Here is an 18,316-nt window from a genome sequence, read left to right as displayed (position 1 = left end):
CACCCGCGTGGTGCGGGTGTCAAATAGACGATAACCGATTTGCCAATTCAGTTAAGTCACTTCGAAAGTTTTTGCCGGTCATCGGTATGCCGTGCCCTGTCAATAACGCTTCCGGTTCAAGACCGGCCAGCTTTAGAATGGACTCCGCGGCCGTCTCTGTGTCAGGCGTGAAATAAGCCGGCGGCCCGTGAAGCTCCTGTTTTTGTATCAAGACGTCAGCCATTTTCTCCTGTTCCACTGTAATAACAGCATCACCTGCCACAAGCACGCGGCCGTCATCGCGGAATAACGAAATATGGCCCGGCGTGTGTCCTGGTGTCGCGATCCACATCCACTCGTCAAGAAAAGGAACTGAACCGTCTTCCGGCAGTGCCTGGACATGTGAGGAAATATCGATGGAGTGCCGCGGAAACAGCGGCGACAGCTTGGCGACCAGCCCGCTCTTGCTGTCAGGACGAGCCGGAGGATAATCCTCTTTACCTGTTACATAAGGCATTTCCCGAGAATGGACATAAACAGGCACATCCCAATGCTCAAGGATCTCTTCGATTGCCCCAATATGGTCAAAGTGCCCGTGTGTGAGGATAATCGCCTTCAGCTGAAACCCTTCACCGAATCTTTGTTTGGCTTCATTGACAATCATGCCGGCTGATTGAGGCATGCCGGCATCAATTAAAACAAATGAGTGAGGTTCAGAAGGCAGCTGAATAAAATAGACATTCGCAATTTGCACAGTCAGGCCGTGCACCCCTTTTGCCGCTTCGAACCCCGCTCCGCTTCTGACTGAAGTCAGCGGCATATAAGGATCACTCATAATGACACCTCCGGAATGTTGATGCCGTTAGTGTGTGTCATTACGCCTGAATTATCATACGGAAATAGAGATCGCACCGATCAATAGAGCGATAGCCGTCATGACGATCACTGCGAGAACCGCCCATTTCAATGCGAATTTTTGATGGTCATCAATAGAAACTCCGACGAGTCCGACAAGCAAATGAGTGGATGGCACAAGCGGACTCAGCATATGAATCGGCTGGCCGATAATAGAGGCTCTGGCAATTTCCACTTTATCCACACCGTATGCGACAGCTGTTTCTGATAAAATCGGCAGCACCCCGTAGAAATACGCGTCATTCGGCATCAAGAATGTGAAAATGCCGCTTGTTAAGGCAACAATCGCCGGGATCAATCCGCCCATTTGTTCCGGTATCATGGACACGAGCGAGATCGCCATTTCATCAACCATTTTCGTGCCTGTCAAAATCCCCGTGAACACCCCCGCGGCAAAAATCATTGAACCGATAGCCAGCACGTTGCTGGAATGCGCCGCGATGCGCTGTCTCTGATGCTCGAGATTGGGATAATTCACAATCAGCGCAATACAAAACGCAATGACAAACAGTACGGTTAAACTGACTTTACCCGATACTAAACATCCTATTAAAGAAAGCGTTAACAATAAATTGAACCACCAAAGTTTCGGCCGCTTCCACTCATCTTCAACCGCAGCCGCCGGTTCATTGGCATTGGCTGGCTGTTTCAGTTCAATCACACCAAGGCGCTTTCGTTCCGCTTTTCCAAGCACATACGCAACCGCCACCATACAAAGCATCCCGCTTGCAATAACAGGAATCATCGGACCTGTAAGCTCAGCTGGATCAACCCCCAGCGCACTCGCCGCCCTCGGCGTCGCACCACCCCATGGAATCGTGTTCATGATTCCCATGCCGACTCCCGCGATTCCCGCAAGGATAATTGGCCGGATGCCTAGCAGCAAATAGAGCGGAAGCATGGCGCTTGTCGTAATCATGTACGTTGTCGAGCCATCTCCGTCCAAGGCGACGAGCATTGTAAGAACCGCTGTCCCAACAACAATTTTTAAAGGGTCTCCTTTGACCATGCTTAAAATTTTGCCAACCATCGGATCAAACAGGCCTGTATCAATCATAATTCCAAAATATAAGATCGCAAACATAATCATGACCGCAGTCGGCGCGACTTGCTGAATCCCCGAAATCATCATGTCCCCAACTTCAGTAAATCCAAATCCGGCGATAAGTGCAAACACAATCGGCGTCAAAACCAATGCTGTTAAAACAGAAAGCCGTTTTGTCATGATCAATGCCATAAACACAAGCATCATGAGAAAGCCTAAGATTGCTAACACATCCATTCCCCCTTAAATGAATCCGCTTACATTTTTTTCTCCCTTACTCCCCTTTTTGTCTTGCCTTTTTGCCATCGTATGGGAAAACCAACCGCAAGTAAATAATTTGGTTTTTTTGTATTTTTAATTTTTTAAAACCGTTTTGTTCTTTTTGATCAATTTTCGGCATGAAAAAAATCCCGGGATGCCGGGATCTTAATTTCCTGTCATGATGCTTTGATAAAAAGCAGATTGCTCTTCTAAAAACCGTTTCGTTTCCCTGCTGTTTAAATAAAAGCTTTCCCAGTCCTGTTCGTTTATTTTCCGCTTCCATTCAGGTGAAGAGGTGACCTTCTTTAGCGCTTGATCCCAGTAAGAAATCTCTTCCTCAGACATATTTTTCGGGCCCAAAATCCCTCTCCAATGAGAAAAAACAAACGGGATTCCCTGCTCCTTCCACGTCGGTACATTTGGAAAACCGGGAAGTCTTTTATCAGACGTTACAGCGGCTAACGTGATATCGCCGTTTCGTTCATATGGTTTCGCTTCAGAAAGGGTCATGGAAGCTGCTTCTATCTCATGTCTGATCAGCGCCTGAATGAGCTGTTCACTGCTGTCATACTGTGAGAATTGAATGTCAAACGGGTCAATGCCGTACATATCTGCCGCTCTGACGAACGAGAGCTGATCATCATTGCCAAACCCCGGGGCAAAGCCGATTCTCACCTTGCCGGGATGCATGTTGATCTCATTCAGCACATCCTTGCCATTTGTTAACGCTGATCCTTTTGGCAATGCAACCGTCTGCCATTCCTTGGAGAGAATGGCGAGCGGAGTAAAATCGGCCATTTTTAATTTGCTTTGCCCGAGAAGATCATTGCTCAATATTAGGCTGGACGTCATGCTGATGGTTTGTTTGCTGCTTTTGTTGACATATTTCCAGCCTTTCTCTCCCCCGCCGCCGGATTTATAGACGATATGAACATCACCCTTCACGATCTGCTTCTGCCTCAAAACAGATTGGATCGCCTGCGCTGTGACATCCCAGCCGCCAGAAGGTTCGGCAGGGACGACAATTTCTATCGGCCCGTCCGGCAGGCGCGGCGCAGCCGCCTGCCTGATATCACCCTGCATAAAGATCAATAGAATAATCAATAGGATTATAGATTTTTTCATATCTAATCCGCCGCCAAATAATATTTTCTCTCCGGCCTGCCGATAATCCCGTATTCAAGCTCGGCTCTTGCTTCTTCCTTTGACACAAGGTACTCGGCATAACGGCGGGCAGTTGTTCGTGACGCCCCCATTTTTTCCCCAAGTTCCTCCGCTGTCAATCCTTCTGACGCAGTCTGAAGCGCTTCCTTAATTTTTCGCAGTGTAATCGAATTAATGCCAGTCGGCAAATCCTCTGCCGGCAAAGCTGTCTTCACACCGTTCCCAAAAATATGGTCGATCATGGATTGGCTGACCTCCGGCTGAGACATGAGCAGCTTCCTTTTTTCTTTATACTGAAGCAGCACCTGCCTGAACTTGTCAGCCGTTACGGGTTTGATCAAATAGTGGGCAATTCCTGCCCTTAGCGCTTCCTGCAAATGCCGGGTTTCTGTTGCCGCTGTGATAATCATAATGTCCACTTCAGGAAATCGGCTTCGTATTTCAGGAATCAACGCGGTCCCAAGCTCGTCCGGCATATAAATATCCAGCAGAAGCAAATCAGCCTTGTGTCCCTTCAAAAGCGCCAATGTCTCTTTTGCGTTAGCCGCCTTGCCGATAATCTTGAATCCATCAAGCTGTTTGATCAATCTCTCATGGATTTGCGCAACTCGAAAATCATCCTCCGCAATCGCGATGTGAATCAAATGGATTCCCCCTTTGTTTCTCCTTCGGTATAAACACAGTGAATACCGCCCCGCCAGTTTTTTGATTCGCCAGTTCGATCCAGCCGCCCAGTTCACGCACTGAGTCTTTCACATTGGCCAGACCGTAGCCTCTCTCCATCCCCTTTGAAGAATAGCCTCTCTCAAACACAGCTTCTATTTTCTCTGGCGGCACACCGGGCCCTGTGTCTGATACTTCAATGACAATGTCATGGCCCATATCCGTGATAAAAAACAAAACTTCCTTCACGCTTTGCTCCGCTACAGCTTCGAAAGCGTTATCAATTAAATTTCCGATAATCGTAATAAGATGGGACAAGCCGATATGTGCAGGAAGAGGCGCGAGTGAGCTGTTCTCATCAATCACCAGCTTGACCTTCTTTTCCGATGCCTTGCTTATTTTCCCTAACAAAATGGCCTGCACCTGCTGCGAATGGATGTTATGGAATAAAAGATCATGCTGTTCATTTTGTATCGCATATTCCTCTTTTATCAGATCAATGGCTTCATCATACTCCCCAAGTTCAAGCAGCCCTAAAATCGCATAAAGCTTATTTGAAAATTCATGAGTCTGCGCCCTGAGATCCTCAGAATATTTGCGAACCTCTGTCAATGTGTCGATCAGTTTCTTCAGCTCTGTTTTCTCCCTGAAGCTGACGACAATCCCATATGCCTGCCCGCCTTGATTCATCACTTTCGTATTGATAATAAACACTTGATCGTTGACGCTTACCTCCTGGTTCGGCAGCATTTCTCCTTGTTCAAGCACAGACATCAGCCCTGCTCCCGGCATGACGTCATCTATAGGAAGATGGATCACAGGCTCGGGCAGCTTCAGCATCTCGGCCGCCGATACGTTCATCATGGTGACGACGCCTTCACGATTGGTGGCAATAATCCCTTCTCGAATCGCGAAAAGCATTGCGTTCCTCTCACGATATAGAGCCGCGATCTCATGCGGCTCAAGCCCAAGCGTATCCTTTCTGATGCTTTTCGCCAGCACGGCGGCGCCAATAAATCCGAGCAGCAGTACAAGCACAGCAATCACACTCAAATTTCTCAAATGCTTTTTGATGCTTTGCTCTGTCTCCGTTTGCAGAAAATCAACAGACACGCTGCCGATCACTTGGCTGTATCCCTTCTGTTCTTTTATAATCGGCGCGCTCCCTCTGATCACTCTTCGTCCATCCGCTTTTGTTTCAGAAACATGCGAACCGCCAAACAAAATTTCTCTGCTGCGCTCCAGTTTCTTTAATCCGCTTTTTCCAGAGGCGCTGCGAATGTCTCCTTTTTCGTCCAAAACATAAATGGCAAACGCGCCAGTCTGTTCTTTCATTTGTTCAATGACCTCTTGCGTCTGAGCCGCATGTCCGCCTTTTCTCTCAATGAGCTCTTTAACCGGCGGCATATAGGAAATGGTTCTCGCCGTTTGAACCGCCAGCTGCTCTGCCTGTCTCCGTTCTCCCTGTGTATGCTGAACGGCTAACGTAATGGTCAGCACACCAATGACAAAGACCAGCAGAGCCGCAATCAGCCCCATTATTTTTGTTTGCAGGGAAAAATGGAACCGCTTTTTCACCACAGCACCAGCCGTCCTTTCTACCTAGATCATACCATTTTTCACAGGCAATTTTCTCATTTTTCAAAATCCATTTTCTTACGAAGGAGTGAAAATAAAAAAAGGCAGACCGCGTCTGCCTTTTTCTTTCTACCATATTCCTAGTACTTTCCACCATAATCCGCCGATCACAAGCCATACGATGATATGAACAATCGACAGGATAAATCCGATGGACCACCATTTGCCTTGCGGGATGTAGCCTGCTCCGAAGAAGACCGGAGCCGCTCCAGAACCGTAGTGAGTCGTTGACCCGAACAGGTTACTGATGAACGCGAGGCTCAGCGCTGCTAAAAGCGGCGGTGCGCCCGCTGCCACGACGACAGCCAAAAATGCTGAATACATCGCACTAATGTGGGCTGTCGCACTTGCAAAGAAATAGTGAGAGTAATAATACACAACAATTAAAATGATGAATGCCACAATCCAAGAGAACCCTGATACGGATGATTTCATGGCATTACTGAACCAAGACACCATGCCTAATTCATTCAAGAAGTTGGCGAGCATGACAAGCGCCGCAAACCAAGTGAGCGTATCCCAAGCGCCCTGTTCTTTCTTAATATCATCCCAAGTCAGAACTTGTGATAATAAGAGAACGGACAAACCGATCAATGCGGTTGTGGTTGCGTCGATGTTGAAGCTGCCGCCAAAAATCCACAGCACGAGCACCAAAAGAAACACGATAACCATGGAAAGCTCTGATTTTTTGAACGGTCCCATTTCTTTCAGTTTTTCTGTTGCGATTTTCGCCGCATCCGGTGTTTCTTTGATTTCCGGCGGATACAGCTTGTAAATCACAAGCGGCGTGATGATTAAGCTTACAAGTCCCGGTACAATCGCGGCAATTGCCCAGCTTGTCCATGTTAAGTCCACCCCTGCGACATCATGGGCCAGCTTGGCAATCAGCGGGTTCGCCGCCATCGCTGTCAGGAACATAGCAGATGTGATCAGATTCCCCTGAAAACCGGTTTTTAATAAGAATGCACCGATTTTTCTCTCTGTTCCATTTGCCGGGCTTGATCCGAATGTTTCGGATAATGATCTGATAATAGGAAATATAATGCCTCCTGCACGCGCCGTATTACTTGGAATAGCAGGTGAAAGTATTAAATCACTGAATAGCAGTGAATAAGAAAGTCCAAGGGTTTTTTTCCCGAATTTCTGAACGAATACATACGAAATTCTCGCACCGAGCCCGGTTTTGATAAATCCCCGGGAAATAAAGAATGCGATAACGATAAGCCAAATGGTCTTATTCCCGAATCCGCTTAATGTATCCTCAATGGATAGTGTTCCAGTTAGTGCAGTAACCGCCAATGCAAAAATTGCAATTGCACCCATTGGCAAGGGCTTGGAGATAAAGCCGATAATTGTCGCGACAAAAATCGCAAACAAATGCCAAGCTTTAGGTTCAAGTCCGGACGGAGCGGGAATAAACCAGATGATTAGTCCCACAGCGACAGTAATAAGCAATGGAATAAGCTTTACTGCTGACTGTTTTCCTGCGTCTTTTTCTGAAGCCATAAATAGGTCTCCTCCTATATACTTGTTTTCCGATCCCCTTTTCCATTCTACTCCTTAACTAAGTTAATAAACATTTTAATTAATTAAAAAACACAAAGGTTAGCAACCTTTGTGTTTTTCACTTTCTTAATTTAATTTACCCGCACCCGCTTGATTTATAACATTTGATTTCACATTAGCAGAAGCATCAATCGATCCATGCAGAGACGGCGTCCAGCCGACAGAAGAGCTCAGCCCGTTTGCAGCCGATGCGTTGATCTGTGTGCCGTTCAGCAACGTGCCGGAGTCATATAAAGCCGTTCCCCCGCTGAATACGCTGATCGTTTTAGCAGCTGACAGTCCCGGTACGTCAATGACATTGTTTTGGGCATAGATTTTAGATGACTTTCCGATTCCCCATGCATAGCTGAAAGGATAACTTGAAGAGCTTGTGCTTCCTTCATAATAGTTGTTGTATACGTGCACTTGCCCGAAGCGGACTCTCGGCGCGCGCTGGACAATATTTTTATAGCGGTTATGATGCAGCGTAATTTTTAATTTGCCGTCATCGGAGGTTTTGCTGTCACTTGATCCGAAAATGGAGCTTTTATCATGATCGTGATAATAGTTGTAGGACATCGTGATATAGTTAGCACCGTTGGAAGCATCCGTTTGGCCGTCATGGTGCTGATATTTTCTTCCATAATATTTCGGTGATGTGCTGTCCGGACGCGAACCGTCATTAAATGTACAGTGATCAATCCAGATGTGTGTGCCGCCGTTTATCGTGATGTTATCGTATTGTGAGTTCCAGTTCCCTGAGCTTCCGTCAGTCGGATCCCATTGCGGAAAATAGTCATAGGCATCCTGGAATTCAATGTTGCGAATAATGACGTTATCACTCTTGATTTGGAAGTTTCCGCCCACGACTTTAGCGTTAGTCCCTGAACCGACGATCGTCGTGTTTGCAGGAATATCCACCATGACCCGTGCTTTTTGGTTTTTCTGAGAGCGTGCTCTCGCTTCTTCTTGTGTTCCCGACGGCTCTTTTTTGCCCCATGTGCTAGGATCATAGGCTTTCAAATATTTGTCCAAATCATACTCCGGATCTTTATAGTCATTTAGACCAAGCGGCTTCAGATTGTCATCCACGTTCATGTCAATCGTTCCCTTGATATAAATGATTTTTGGCGTTGTATTCGTTTCCTTCCCTAATGCCGAGACAAGCTGGTTTCTGTTGCTGACGGTATACACATTTGAGGACGATGCTTTTGATCCGCCTGTCGTGCCGGTCGAGTACGCGCCCCATCCATCATTGGATCCCAACGTCTGGTGGCCTAAATCAGCTGCGTTCGCGCCAGCTGGAGTCAATCCTAAAAACAAAGCCGTAGCTAACATCACTTTTTTCATCCACTATGTACCCCCATTTTCTATTTTGTGAGATTTCATTCCAATTTATCACAAAAATATAATAGCAAATTGAGGGACATTCAGAACCGAAAATGTTCCGCTATCCTATTGCGGCATTCTGCAAAATCCCACCGCAAAGACCGCAAAAAAAACCAAAAGGCCGACATTGGCCTTTTGGTTTTTTCCTTGCTTTATGCCCAAGCTTTCACTTTTTCGTTATCTGTCACAAAGAGAAGCACTTTTCCTTCATCTAAGCGTTTTTCAAATTGAGCGGCTTCATCTTCAGAAAAACCGATTTCGTGAATTTTATTGCGGAGCTCGTCTCCTTTTTTATTGAAGATATTTCCCACCGCGTGCTTGAAACCTGTTTCTTTGGCTCCGATCGTATTGGCATTCGTGTTGTCTGCCAGGCGTTCCGTTCTGTCATCGTCGTGAGCTAAGACGTATACATCCTCTTTCGCAACACCCATTTTCTGTAATTCCTCTACATCCTTCATGAGCTGTTCGTCATTTGTATACTCTTTTACAACTGGTTTCATGTCGATATTCCTCCTTCATGTTTTCTATATTTCTTTCATACCCGATCGTCTGTACCTGAAACAGATTCCAGAACATTGAAAAGAAAAACAGGAAGAATGGTAGTAGCTATTTATTTTCCGTCCATGGTAAAGTGATAGGAACGGGACCATTTTCAGAAAAGTCAAAATTAAAGAGAAGCCGCTGCACGGAGCACACGACCATGAAACGCTGCCTTTATCCGTACGAGCAGGAGGTATGTCTAATGCAATATTTTTCACCAGAACAGCAATACAATGCTTGGATTGTGAGTGATTTAGTCAAACAGATTTTCCATAAGCGTGCCGGATGTTCACCAGGAATTCACGAGCTTGCGGTTTTTGCCGAGGAACATTTTCATATCGATATCGACTTTGTTTTCTCGATTATCATGAATATCGGCGACATTGAATTTGCACTAACAGATGAAATAGAAAAGAAATTGTCCGGTTATCTCAGCACTCTCCTTCCTTATGTCACTGCTGATATGTTCGAAACCTCTAAAGCCAACGCCCATGCGTTTTTGTCTCGAAGACACGGTAACGCTGCATACCACTTATTTGTGTCTGATGATGCTTTCATGAGAAAGCAGTAAAAAACGCAGCTTTCTTTACTAAAAAAATATTGACATGATAAGCCATGCTATTATAGTGTTACATGTGATAATGATTCTCATTACTAAATCTGAAAAAAGGAAGAATGACATGCGCACCTATTCTAACAAGTTGATTGCCATCATGAGTGTTTTATTGCTCGCCTGCCTCATTGTATCCGGCTGTTCATCAAGCCAGAATAACAACGGAAGCGGCGAAAGCAAGTCTAAGGATTCCAGAGTGATCCATGACGAAGAAGGAAAAACGACAGTAAGCGGCACACCTAAGCGGGTGGTTGTGCTTGAGCTTTCATTCTTGGATGCCGTTCACAATCTCGGCATTACGCCGGTGGGCATCGCCGATGACAACAAAAAAGATATGATTAAAAAGCTTGTCGGCAGCTCCATTGATTACACATCTGTAGGCACACGCAGCGAACCCAATCTTGAGGTCATCAGTTCCTTGAAGCCTGATTTAATCATCGCTGACGCTGAGCGCCATAAAAACATTTATAAACAGCTGAAAAAAATCGCCCCGACGATTGAATTAAAAAGCCGTGAAGCGACATATGACGAAACGATCGACAGCTTTACGACCATTGCTAAAGCATTAAATAAAGAAGATGAAGGAAAAGAAAAGCTTGCCGATCACAAAAAAGTCATCAACGATCTAAAAGCTGAACTTCCGAAAGATGAAAACCGCAACATTGTTCTCGGCGTTGCAAGAGCGGATTCCTTCCAGCTTCATACATCATCATCCTATGACGGAGAAATCTTTAAAATGCTAGGCTTTACACACGCTGTGAAGTCAGATAACGCCTATCAAGAGGTCAGCCTCGAGCAATTGAGCAAAATCGATCCTGATATTTTGTTCATCTCAGCCAACGAAGGTAAAACCATTGTAGACGAGTGGAAAACGAACCCGCTCTGGAAAAATCTCAAAGCGGTGAAAAATGGACAAGTCTATGATGCGGACCGTGACACTTGGACAAGATTCAGAGGCATCAAGTCTAGTGAAACAAGCGCCAAAGATGTGCTTAAAAAAGTGTATAATAAATAGGACAAATGAGAAGCGAGGGGAAATCCTTGCTTCTTCGTTTTTGCAACCAGACGCAGTAAGGAAGTGAGACTGTTGTATCATTCAGCCAAACGGCGCTCATCATCAAGACTGATGATGTTCATCATTGCACTGATTATTTTTATATTTGGGCTTGGGCTGAATCTTTCAGTAGGAGCCTCAGACATCGGCATCATAGATTCATTGAAATATCTTTTTGTATGGGACGGTTCAAAGGAACAGCTCATCATCTCTACTCTTCGCCTTCCCCGCACATTAATCGGCGTTTTTGTCGGCGCCAGCCTAGCTGTAGCAGGGGCGCTGATGCAGGCTATGACCAGAAACCCTCTGGCTTCACCCCAAATTTTCGGTGTGAATGCGGGTGCATCGCTTTTTGTCGTTGCTTCTCTCGTCATTCTGCCGGCATCGCCCTATTCATCTGTTATATTCGCTTTTGCGGGTGCGGCAGCAGGCGGCGCGATTGTGTATATGATTGCCTCATCCGGCGGAATGACACCTGTCAAGCTGGCGCTGTCAGGAATGGCCGTGCACTTGTTCCTCTCCTCTATGACACAGGCCATCATTATTTTAAATGAGTCAGGTGAGGATGTTCTGTACTGGATGACAGGCGCAATCGACGGCAGCAACTGGCAGGACGTCATAACCATCGCTCCGTTTTCTGTCATTGGCATCGGGCTTGCCCTCGTATTTTCCGGTTCTGTTTCTGTTCTCGGTCTCGGAGACGAAACAGCAAAAGGGCTTGGACAAAATATGAACGGCATCCGGATTCTGATCAGTTTGATTATTTTAATCCTTTCCGGCGCTTCCGTAGCCGTCGCCGGGCCGATTGGCTTTGTCGGGCTGCTCGTCCCGCATATTGTCCGCAAGCTGATCGGAGAACATTATCAATACGTGCTTCCGTTTTCGGCACTGTTCGGTGCCATTTTGCTGGTGTACGCAGATGTTCTGGCCAGATGGATTGCATTTCCTTATGAATCACCGGTCGGCATTGTCACCGCGATTATCGGAACGCCGTTTTTCTTATATTTGGCAAGGAAAGGGCGGCATCTGAAATGAAGAAAACAACCAGAAAACAAAAACGCCCCTTGCTGGCGATACTTATATTGGCCGTGATTTTGATCGTTCTGTCCGTCATCAGCATTGGAATCGGTGCATTATACATTTCACCTGATGCGGTAGTGACGAATCTGCTGGGACTGGATCATTCCTTTGAATTTATCATCCAGCAATATCGTCTGCCCCGCATCATATTAGCGATTTTGGCCGGTGCTGGGCTTGCCGCTGCCGGAGCGATTTTACAGGGTGTGATCCGAAATCCGCTCGCTTCCCCGGACGTTGTCGGCATTTCAAAAGGCTCCGGACTTGCGGCGATGGCTGTGATTCTCATCTTTCCTGAGTCGCCGGTATACGTGCTTCCGTTCTCCGCATTTGCCGGAGCCGCCATTATTGCTGTACTATTATTAATGATAGCCCGAAAAAAGAGCATTCAGCCCTCTTCACTGGCTTTATCAGGCATTGCTTTAGGCGCGGTCTGCCACGCCGGAATGCAATATATGATGGTCAAGTTTCCAGGCGACGTGAATGCTGCACTCATTTGGCTGACAGGAAGCCTCTGGGGAAGAAACTGGGAGGAAGTCAAGCTGCTTGCGCCATGGCTTTTGATTCTTTTTCCGATCGTCTGCATACTCATACCGAAGCTGGATCTTATGTCACTCGGGGATGAGCTTGCACAGGGTCTCGGAGAAAACGCAAACCGGCTGAGATTCATCCTGATTTTCACCGCGGTGGCGCTGGCGGGAAGCTGTGTAGCCGTCGTCGGCTCAATCGGTTTTATCGGCTTGCTTGCTCCGCATATCGCCAGACGGCTTACCGGAGAAAAAGCTAAATATTTACTGCCTGCATCGGCATTGATTGGTGCTATTATATTATTAATTGCAGATACGTTAGGGCGCGGCATCATGCCTCCGGTTGAAATACCTGCCGGAATACTGACAGCCGTGATCGGCGCGCCTTATTTCTTATATTTATTGAAATTCGAAGCGAGGAAACAGTAGGGAGAGGATACCATGGGAAAACTGGCTGCAGACCAGCTCACTCTTTCATATGACAGTACAGTGATTATTGACGGAGTCGATTTAAAGATAGAAGAAGGAAAAATCACTGCGCTCATCGGCGCTAATGGCTGCGGTAAATCAACAATCCTCAAATCGCTCGCCAGGCTGATGGCCCCAAAAAGCGGTACAGTGCTACTAGAAGGAAAAGACATCCACCGCCAGCCATCAAAAGAAGTCGCAAAAAAACTGGCCATTCTTCCACAATCTCCTCAGGCTCCTGAAGGATTGACGGTAGAGGAATTATGCTATTTTGGCAGACATCCTCACAAAAAGCTGTTATCCAAGCATACCCAAGAGGATCATGACATGGTAGAGTGGGCACTGGAAGCAACGGGCATGATTGAACTGAAGGATCGGACACTTGATGCCCTCTCAGGCGGCCAAAGACAAAGAGCCTGGATTTCCATGGCACTTGCGCAAGGCACTGATTTGCTTTTGCTTGATGAGCCGACCACGTATTTAGACATCTCACACCAGATTGAAGTGCTTGAACTGCTGAAAAAGCTGAACCGCGACCATGGCCGCACCGTTGTCATGGTGCTCCATGATTTAAACCAAGCCGCTCAATATGCTGACTATCTGATCAGTGTGCTGGACGGAAAAATATACAATGCCGGAACACCGGAAGATGTGTTCACCCAGCCATTTTTCCGTGAAGTCTTCGGCTTGGAATGCTGCATCATGAGAAGCCCGATCGACCAGAAGCCAATGTGCCTGCCGACGGGACTGTGCCCGAAATTACGGGCGAAATGAAAAGGAGAGGAGCCCCCTCTCCTTTTTTGTATGCCAGCTTACCTTTTGTATTTCCTCTCCTGTCCATGTTACAGTGGTGTCAACCAAGTGATAGGAGGATGAAAATGACAGCATCTCAGCAGCAAATTCAATTAGCAAGACGTCCACAAGGTATTCCTGTTCATGAAGACTTTCGCTTTGAAACCATTCCGGTTCCTGAACCCAAGCAAGGGGAAGTGCTTGTCAAAACGCTTTATGTATCGGTTGACCCTTATATGCGCGGCCGTATGCAGGATACGAAGTCATATGTTGAGCCGTTCGCTTTAGATGAAGCGCTTTCTGGCGGGGTTATCGCTGAAGTTGTGTCAGACGGAAATCATCTGAAAAAAGGCGATATCGTCATCGGAAATCTCAGCTGGCAGGAATTTTCCGCTGTGAGCGAGTCTGCCTTGCGAAAAATTGATACAAGCCTTGCTCCCGCTTCGGCCTATCTCGGCATTTTGGGAATGACCGGCTTAACAGCATACTTCGGATTGCTGGACATCGGACGCCCGAAGGAAGGCGAAACCGTGGTTGTCTCCGGAGCAGCGGGAGCCGTTGGTTCAACAGTCGGGCAAATTGCCAAAATCAAAGGCGCTCGAGTTGTCGGTATCGCGGGCTCTGATGAAAAAATCGACTACTTAAAACAGGAGCTGCAGTTTGACGAAGCCATCAATTACAAAATAGCGGATGATATCCAAAAAGCGCTTCAAAACGCTTGTCCTGACGGTGTCGATGTGTATTTTGACAATGTCGGCGGACCGATTTCAGACGCGGTCATGAACCTGCTCAATGAATTTGCCCGCATTCCGGTGTGCGGCGCCATTTCTTCCTATAACGCAGAAAGCGAAGCAGATGACATGGGCCCTCGTGTTCAATCAAAACTCATTAAAACAAAGTCGCTGATGCAAGGGTTTATCGTTAGCGACTACTCCGATCGTTTTTCTGAGGGAGCAAAACAGCTGGCCCAATGGCTGAAGGCTGGTAAACTCCATTACGAGGAAACCATCACAGAAGGCTTCGAAAACATTCCTGACGCGTTTCTCGGTTTATTTAAGGGAGAAAATAAAGGGAAACAGCTGATCAAGGTCAGCGATCCGAGCTGAAGATGAAATCGGGAGGGCTTTTTGCCCTCCTTATGTGTTTAGATGAGGTCAGCTGCGAAGAATCAGCGTAAGAAAACCATCTTCATCAGGTTCCGTATCTTCCAAAGTGAATCCTGCTGCTTGAAAGCAAGCTAAACTGATTCGATTGTCTTCTTCAATGCATGCCACCCATTCCCGTACGCTAGTAAAATCAGGTTCGGTCAGCAGTTTTTGCAATATCCGTTTTCCGTACCCTTGAAGCCGGTACAAGGGATTGACGATCAATCCAATATACGTCCGCTCCTCCCCGAACTCAATAACGGCCATCCCTGCCGGCAGCTGTCCATCATACGCCATGATGACAGTATAGTGTTTATCTTTATTTACTCGTGCATACCACTCATCTAATGGCAGCATCCCATCCATTCTCCGTCTAGTATCCTCATTTTCAAACCAGTGTTTAAGGATTTTCAGCTCTGACTTCTTCACTGCTTGAAACCTGTCTATTGAAACCATCTTCCCACCCCGCGCATAATCTTTTCTATTATTTTACAACAAAAAAGAAGGGCTTTCCGCCCTCCTTTTTATTTCGTCTTCAGTTTTCCGCCTGCATACACAGCTTCACTCAGCTCAACACCAAGCTTCTTCGCCATTTTTTTCAGCTTTGATTCCTCCAATTTCGTCACAAGGCTCAGCACGTTGCCTTCTTTTCCGGCCCGGCCTGTTCGTCCTGATCTGTGGACATAGCCATCTTCATCAGGAATATCAGCATGAATCACGTATGGCAGGTTTTCAATGTCTAAACCGCGTGCGGCAATGTCAGTCGCCAATAAAAGAGGAAACTCTCCGTCTTCGAATGCGGAAATGATTTTTGCCCGCTCCATTTTTTTCGCTTCACTGTGCAAAACGCCGAGTTCAACGTGGTGATATGCCAGCTTTTCCGCATATACACTCAGGTTGCCGATGTCTCTCACAAATACGAGTGCCTGCATGCCTTCAAGCCTTGACAGCTTTTGCAGCAGCTTCACTTTGTCGCGCTGGTCGCAAATCAGGTATTGATGTTTCACTTTCCCTGCCTCCGCCTTGCTTCGCTGTACCTTCAACACCTCAGGCTCTTGCGCCAATTCGCGGAGCACATCCTCTGTTTCCTTTTTGAGTGTCGCGGAAAAACATAGAAGCTGGCGGTCTCTTAATGTCGTTTTAATAATTTGTTTGATCGTTTCGCGATGCTCCGGCAGGATAAGCTGATCCGCTTCATCAAGTACAATCGTTTTCACTTCATGCATTTTGAGTTTCTTTGCTTTAATCAGTTCAAATACCCTGCCTGGCGTGCCGACGATGATATGCGGATGTTTCTTCAGCTTTTCGACCTGCTTCTTCACATTCGCCCCGCCGATTAAGGAAGCCGCGCGCAGCTCTGAGCCCGCTTTCCAATCCTGAATCACCTGAAAAATCTGCATGACCAGCTCACGGGAAGGCGCTAAAATCACAGCCTGCGGATGCTTTTGCTCTGGTTTGATCCGCTCCAAGACCGGCAGCGCATACGCCAGCGTCTTGCCTGTGCCTGTCGGCGATTCCGCGATGACATCCTTTCCGTCCATGATCAGCTGGGCTGCCTGCTCCTGAACAGGGGTTGGCGTTTGAAAGCCGGAAGCATTCCAATTCTCTTGTATAAATGATTGTGCATTATGTAAAAATGGCCAAGTTTGCGTCATTTTGTTCTCCTCAATTCCTGAAATCTATTCCATAGTATCTCAAAACCTCGCCCGGAACGCAATTTTTCTTTTTCTTTCCTATACCTTTCAACATTCCGAATCCTCCTTTATAATCAAAAGGGTGAATATTACACGCTGATTGTGCGTGTTTGATAACGATAGAGGTGTAAACATGAGTATTTTATCTGTAAAGGATTTAAGCCACGGCTTCGGGGACCGGGCCATTTTTAATAACGTTTCCTTCCGCCTGTTAAAAGGCGAGCACGTCGGCTTGATCGGCGCAAACGGTGAAGGAAAATCAACCTTCATGAATATTATTACCGGAAAGCTTGAACCTGATGAGGGAAAAGTCGAATGGTCAAAAAATGTCCGTGTCGGATACCTTGATCAGCATACCGTGCTGGAAAAAGGAAAATCCATTCGCGACGTCCTGAAAGACGCATTCCATTATTTATTTGCGATGGAAGAGGAAATGAACGAGATTTACAACAAAATGGGCGAGGCTGATCCCGACGAGCTCGAAAAGCTGCTTGAAGAAGTCGGCGTCATTCAAGACGCGCTGACAAACAATGATTTTTATGTCATTGATTCCAAGGTGGAGGAAATCGCCCGCGGTCTCGGTTTGAGCGATATCGGATTAGAGCGAGATGTCACCGATTTGAGCGGCGGACAGCGCACAAAGGTCCTTCTCGCTAAGCTGCTCCTTGAAAAGCCGGAAATTCTGCTTCTCGATGAGCCGACCAACTATCTTGATGAACAGCATATTGAATGGCTGAAACGCTACCTGCAGGAATACGAGAACGCGTTCATCCTGATTTCCCACGATATTCCGTTCTTAAACAGCGTCATCAACCTGATTTATCACGTTGAAAATCAAGAGCTGACACGCTATGTCGGCGACTACCATCAGTTTATGGAAGTCTACGAGGTGAAAAAACAGCAGCTTGAAGCGGCCTACAAAAAGCAGCAGCAGGAAGTCGCGGAGCTGAAGGATTTCGTTGCCCGCAACAAAGCGCGTGTCAGCACGAGAAACATGGCGATGTCCCGCCAAAAGAAACTCGATAAGATGGATATGATCGAGCTTGCGGCAGAAAAGCCAAAGCCGGAATTCCACTTTAAGCCGGCGAGAACGTCAGGCAAGCTGATTTTTGAAACAAAGGATCTCGTGATCGGTTACGATTCCCCGCTGTCCCGTCCGCTCAACCTTCGCATGGAACGCGGCCAAAAAATCGCCCTTTACGGCGCAAACGGGATCGGAAAAACGACGTTGCTGAAAAGTTTGCTTGGCGAAATCCAGCCGCTCGAAGGCTCTGTAGAACGCGGTGAGCACATCTATACCGGCTATTTCGAGCAAGAGGTCAAGGAAACAAACAACAATACGTGCATCGAAGAAGTATGGAGCGAATTCCCTTCTTATACGCAGTATGAAATCCGTGCCGCTCTGGCAAAATGCGGACTGACGACAAAGCATATCGAAAGCCGCGTCTCCGTATTAAGCGGAGGCGAAAAAGCGAAAGTCAGATTGTGCAAGCTAATCAACTCAGAAACAAACCTGCTGGTGCTCGATGAGCCGACAAACCACTTGGACGTCGATGCCAAGGAAGAGCTCAAGCGCGCCCTGAAAGAATATAAAGGCTCCATTCTGCTCATTTCCCACGAGCCAGACTTTTATATGGATATTGCGACAGAAACGTGGAACTGCGAGTCTTGGACGACGAAAGTGCTTTAATTTATAAAAAAACCCGCTGCTAAAGGGCGGGTTTTTTACTGCCATTTTTTCTGAACGATTCTCAAAAGCTCTCTGTCTTTTAAAATGAGCTGCAATGGAGATGTGAATTCATCAAGT

Annotated in this window: 18 protein-coding genes; 7 read left to right on the top strand and 11 right to left on the bottom strand. The window is 46.8% G+C overall.

The window, feature by feature from the left end:
• Positions 1-19: 19 nt before the first annotated feature.
• The 9 genes from CW370_RS18650 to CW370_RS18615 form a co-directional block, all read right to left on the bottom strand.
• On the bottom strand, positions 20-814 hold the full coding sequence (locus CW370_RS18650; RefSeq protein ID WP_101169904.1) for an MBL fold metallo-hydrolase: 795 nt from the start codon (positions 812-814) through the stop codon (positions 20-22).
• Between the two features lie 54 nt (positions 815-868).
• On the bottom strand, positions 869-2,170 hold the full coding sequence (gene citM, locus CW370_RS18645) for a citrate transporter CitM (RefSeq protein ID WP_003242978.1): 1,302 nt from the start codon (positions 2,168-2,170) through the stop codon (positions 869-871).
• Positions 2,171-2,213: 43 nt separating this feature from the next.
• On the bottom strand, positions 2,214-2,339 hold the full coding sequence (locus CW370_RS21735; protein WP_003233716.1) for a hypothetical protein: 126 nt from the start codon (positions 2,337-2,339) through the stop codon (positions 2,214-2,216).
• A gap of 26 nt (positions 2,340-2,365) precedes the next feature.
• Entirely contained in the window at positions 2,366-3,325 is a 960-nt protein-coding gene (locus tag CW370_RS18640; RefSeq protein ID WP_029946126.1) for a tripartite tricarboxylate transporter substrate binding protein, read from the bottom strand.
• A 2-nt stretch (positions 3,326-3,327) separates the two neighbouring features.
• Positions 3,328-4,008 carry a two-component response regulator CitT gene (citT, locus tag CW370_RS18635; RefSeq protein WP_038427522.1) on the bottom strand — a complete coding sequence of 227 codons (681 nt, stop codon included), beginning with the start codon at positions 4,006-4,008 and terminating at the stop codon, positions 3,328-3,330.
• Entirely contained in the window at positions 3,980-5,608 is a 1,629-nt protein-coding gene (yflR, locus tag CW370_RS18630) for a two-component sensor histidine kinase CitS (protein ID WP_024572846.1), read from the bottom strand. Before yflR ends, citT begins: the two co-directional genes overlap by 29 nt.
• 126 nt (positions 5,609-5,734) lie before the next feature.
• A complete protein-coding gene (locus tag CW370_RS18625) occupies positions 5,735-7,171 on the bottom strand; it encodes an anion permease (protein WP_024572847.1) in 1,437 nt (478 codons plus the stop codon).
• A 126-nt stretch (positions 7,172-7,297) separates the two neighbouring features.
• Positions 7,298-8,560, bottom strand: a complete 1,263-nt coding sequence (locus CW370_RS18620; RefSeq protein WP_003244025.1) for a pectate lyase — start codon at positions 8,558-8,560, stop codon at positions 7,298-7,300.
• Positions 8,561-8,751: 191 nt separating this feature from the next.
• Positions 8,752-9,099, bottom strand: a complete 348-nt coding sequence (locus tag CW370_RS18615; protein WP_003233729.1) for a general stress protein — start codon at positions 9,097-9,099, stop codon at positions 8,752-8,754.
• A 242-nt stretch (positions 9,100-9,341) separates the two neighbouring features.
• Between CW370_RS18615 and CW370_RS18605 the strand changes: the two genes are divergently transcribed.
• The 6 genes from CW370_RS18605 (at position 9,342) to CW370_RS18580 (ending at position 14,776) form a co-directional block, all read left to right on the top strand.
• Positions 9,342-9,710 carry a YfmB family protein gene (locus tag CW370_RS18605; RefSeq protein WP_003233730.1) on the top strand — a complete coding sequence of 123 codons (369 nt, stop codon included), beginning with the start codon at positions 9,342-9,344 and terminating at the stop codon, positions 9,708-9,710.
• Between the two features lie 109 nt (positions 9,711-9,819).
• The gene (gene yfmC / locus CW370_RS18600; protein WP_024572848.1) at positions 9,820-10,767 is read left to right on the top strand and encodes a Fe(3+)-citrate ABC transporter substrate-binding protein YfmC; all 948 of its coding nucleotides are present in this window, start codon (positions 9,820-9,822) and stop codon (positions 10,765-10,767) included.
• A gap of 72 nt (positions 10,768-10,839) precedes the next feature.
• Positions 10,840-11,841, top strand: a complete 1,002-nt coding sequence (fecD, locus tag CW370_RS18595) for a Fe(3+) dicitrate ABC transporter permease FecD (protein WP_015482945.1) — start codon at positions 10,840-10,842, stop codon at positions 11,839-11,841.
• Positions 11,838-12,839, top strand: a complete 1,002-nt coding sequence (gene yfmE / locus CW370_RS18590; protein WP_003243506.1) for a Fe(3+)-citrate ABC transporter permease YfmE — start codon at positions 11,838-11,840, stop codon at positions 12,837-12,839. Before fecD ends, yfmE begins: the two co-directional genes overlap by 4 nt.
• A gap of 12 nt (positions 12,840-12,851) precedes the next feature.
• A complete protein-coding gene (gene yfmF, locus CW370_RS18585) occupies positions 12,852-13,652 on the top strand; it encodes a Fe(3+)-citrate ABC transporter ATP-binding protein YfmF (protein WP_003233737.1) in 801 nt (266 codons plus the stop codon).
• Between the two features lie 104 nt (positions 13,653-13,756).
• The gene (locus tag CW370_RS18580) at positions 13,757-14,776 is read left to right on the top strand and encodes an NADP-dependent oxidoreductase (RefSeq protein WP_101169903.1); all 1,020 of its coding nucleotides are present in this window, start codon (positions 13,757-13,759) and stop codon (positions 14,774-14,776) included.
• A gap of 48 nt (positions 14,777-14,824) precedes the next feature.
• On the opposite strand, the gene CW370_RS18575 is transcribed toward CW370_RS18580, so the two are convergent.
• Positions 14,825-15,271: a GNAT family N-acetyltransferase gene (locus tag CW370_RS18575; RefSeq protein ID WP_024572932.1), complete on the bottom strand. Its 447-nt coding sequence runs from the start codon at positions 15,269-15,271 to the stop codon at positions 14,825-14,827.
• A gap of 68 nt (positions 15,272-15,339) precedes the next feature.
• A complete protein-coding gene (locus CW370_RS18570; RefSeq protein WP_015715493.1) occupies positions 15,340-16,470 on the bottom strand; it encodes a DEAD/DEAH box helicase in 1,131 nt (376 codons plus the stop codon).
• 172 nt (positions 16,471-16,642) lie between these two features.
• On the opposite strand from CW370_RS18570, the gene CW370_RS18565 reads away from it, so the two are divergent.
• Entirely contained in the window at positions 16,643-18,199 is a 1,557-nt protein-coding gene (locus CW370_RS18565) for an ABC-F family ATP-binding cassette domain-containing protein (protein ID WP_014476110.1), read from the top strand.
• Positions 18,200-18,316: the final 117 nt, after the last annotated feature.

Origin of the sequence: Bacillus sp. SN32 (assembly GCF_002837495.1) — a bacterium.
Classification (GTDB): Bacteria; Bacillota; Bacilli; order Bacillales; family Bacillaceae; genus Bacillus; species Bacillus subtilis.
Note: the sequence above shows the minus strand (reverse complement) of the source record. Positions and strands in the feature narration are given on the sequence as shown.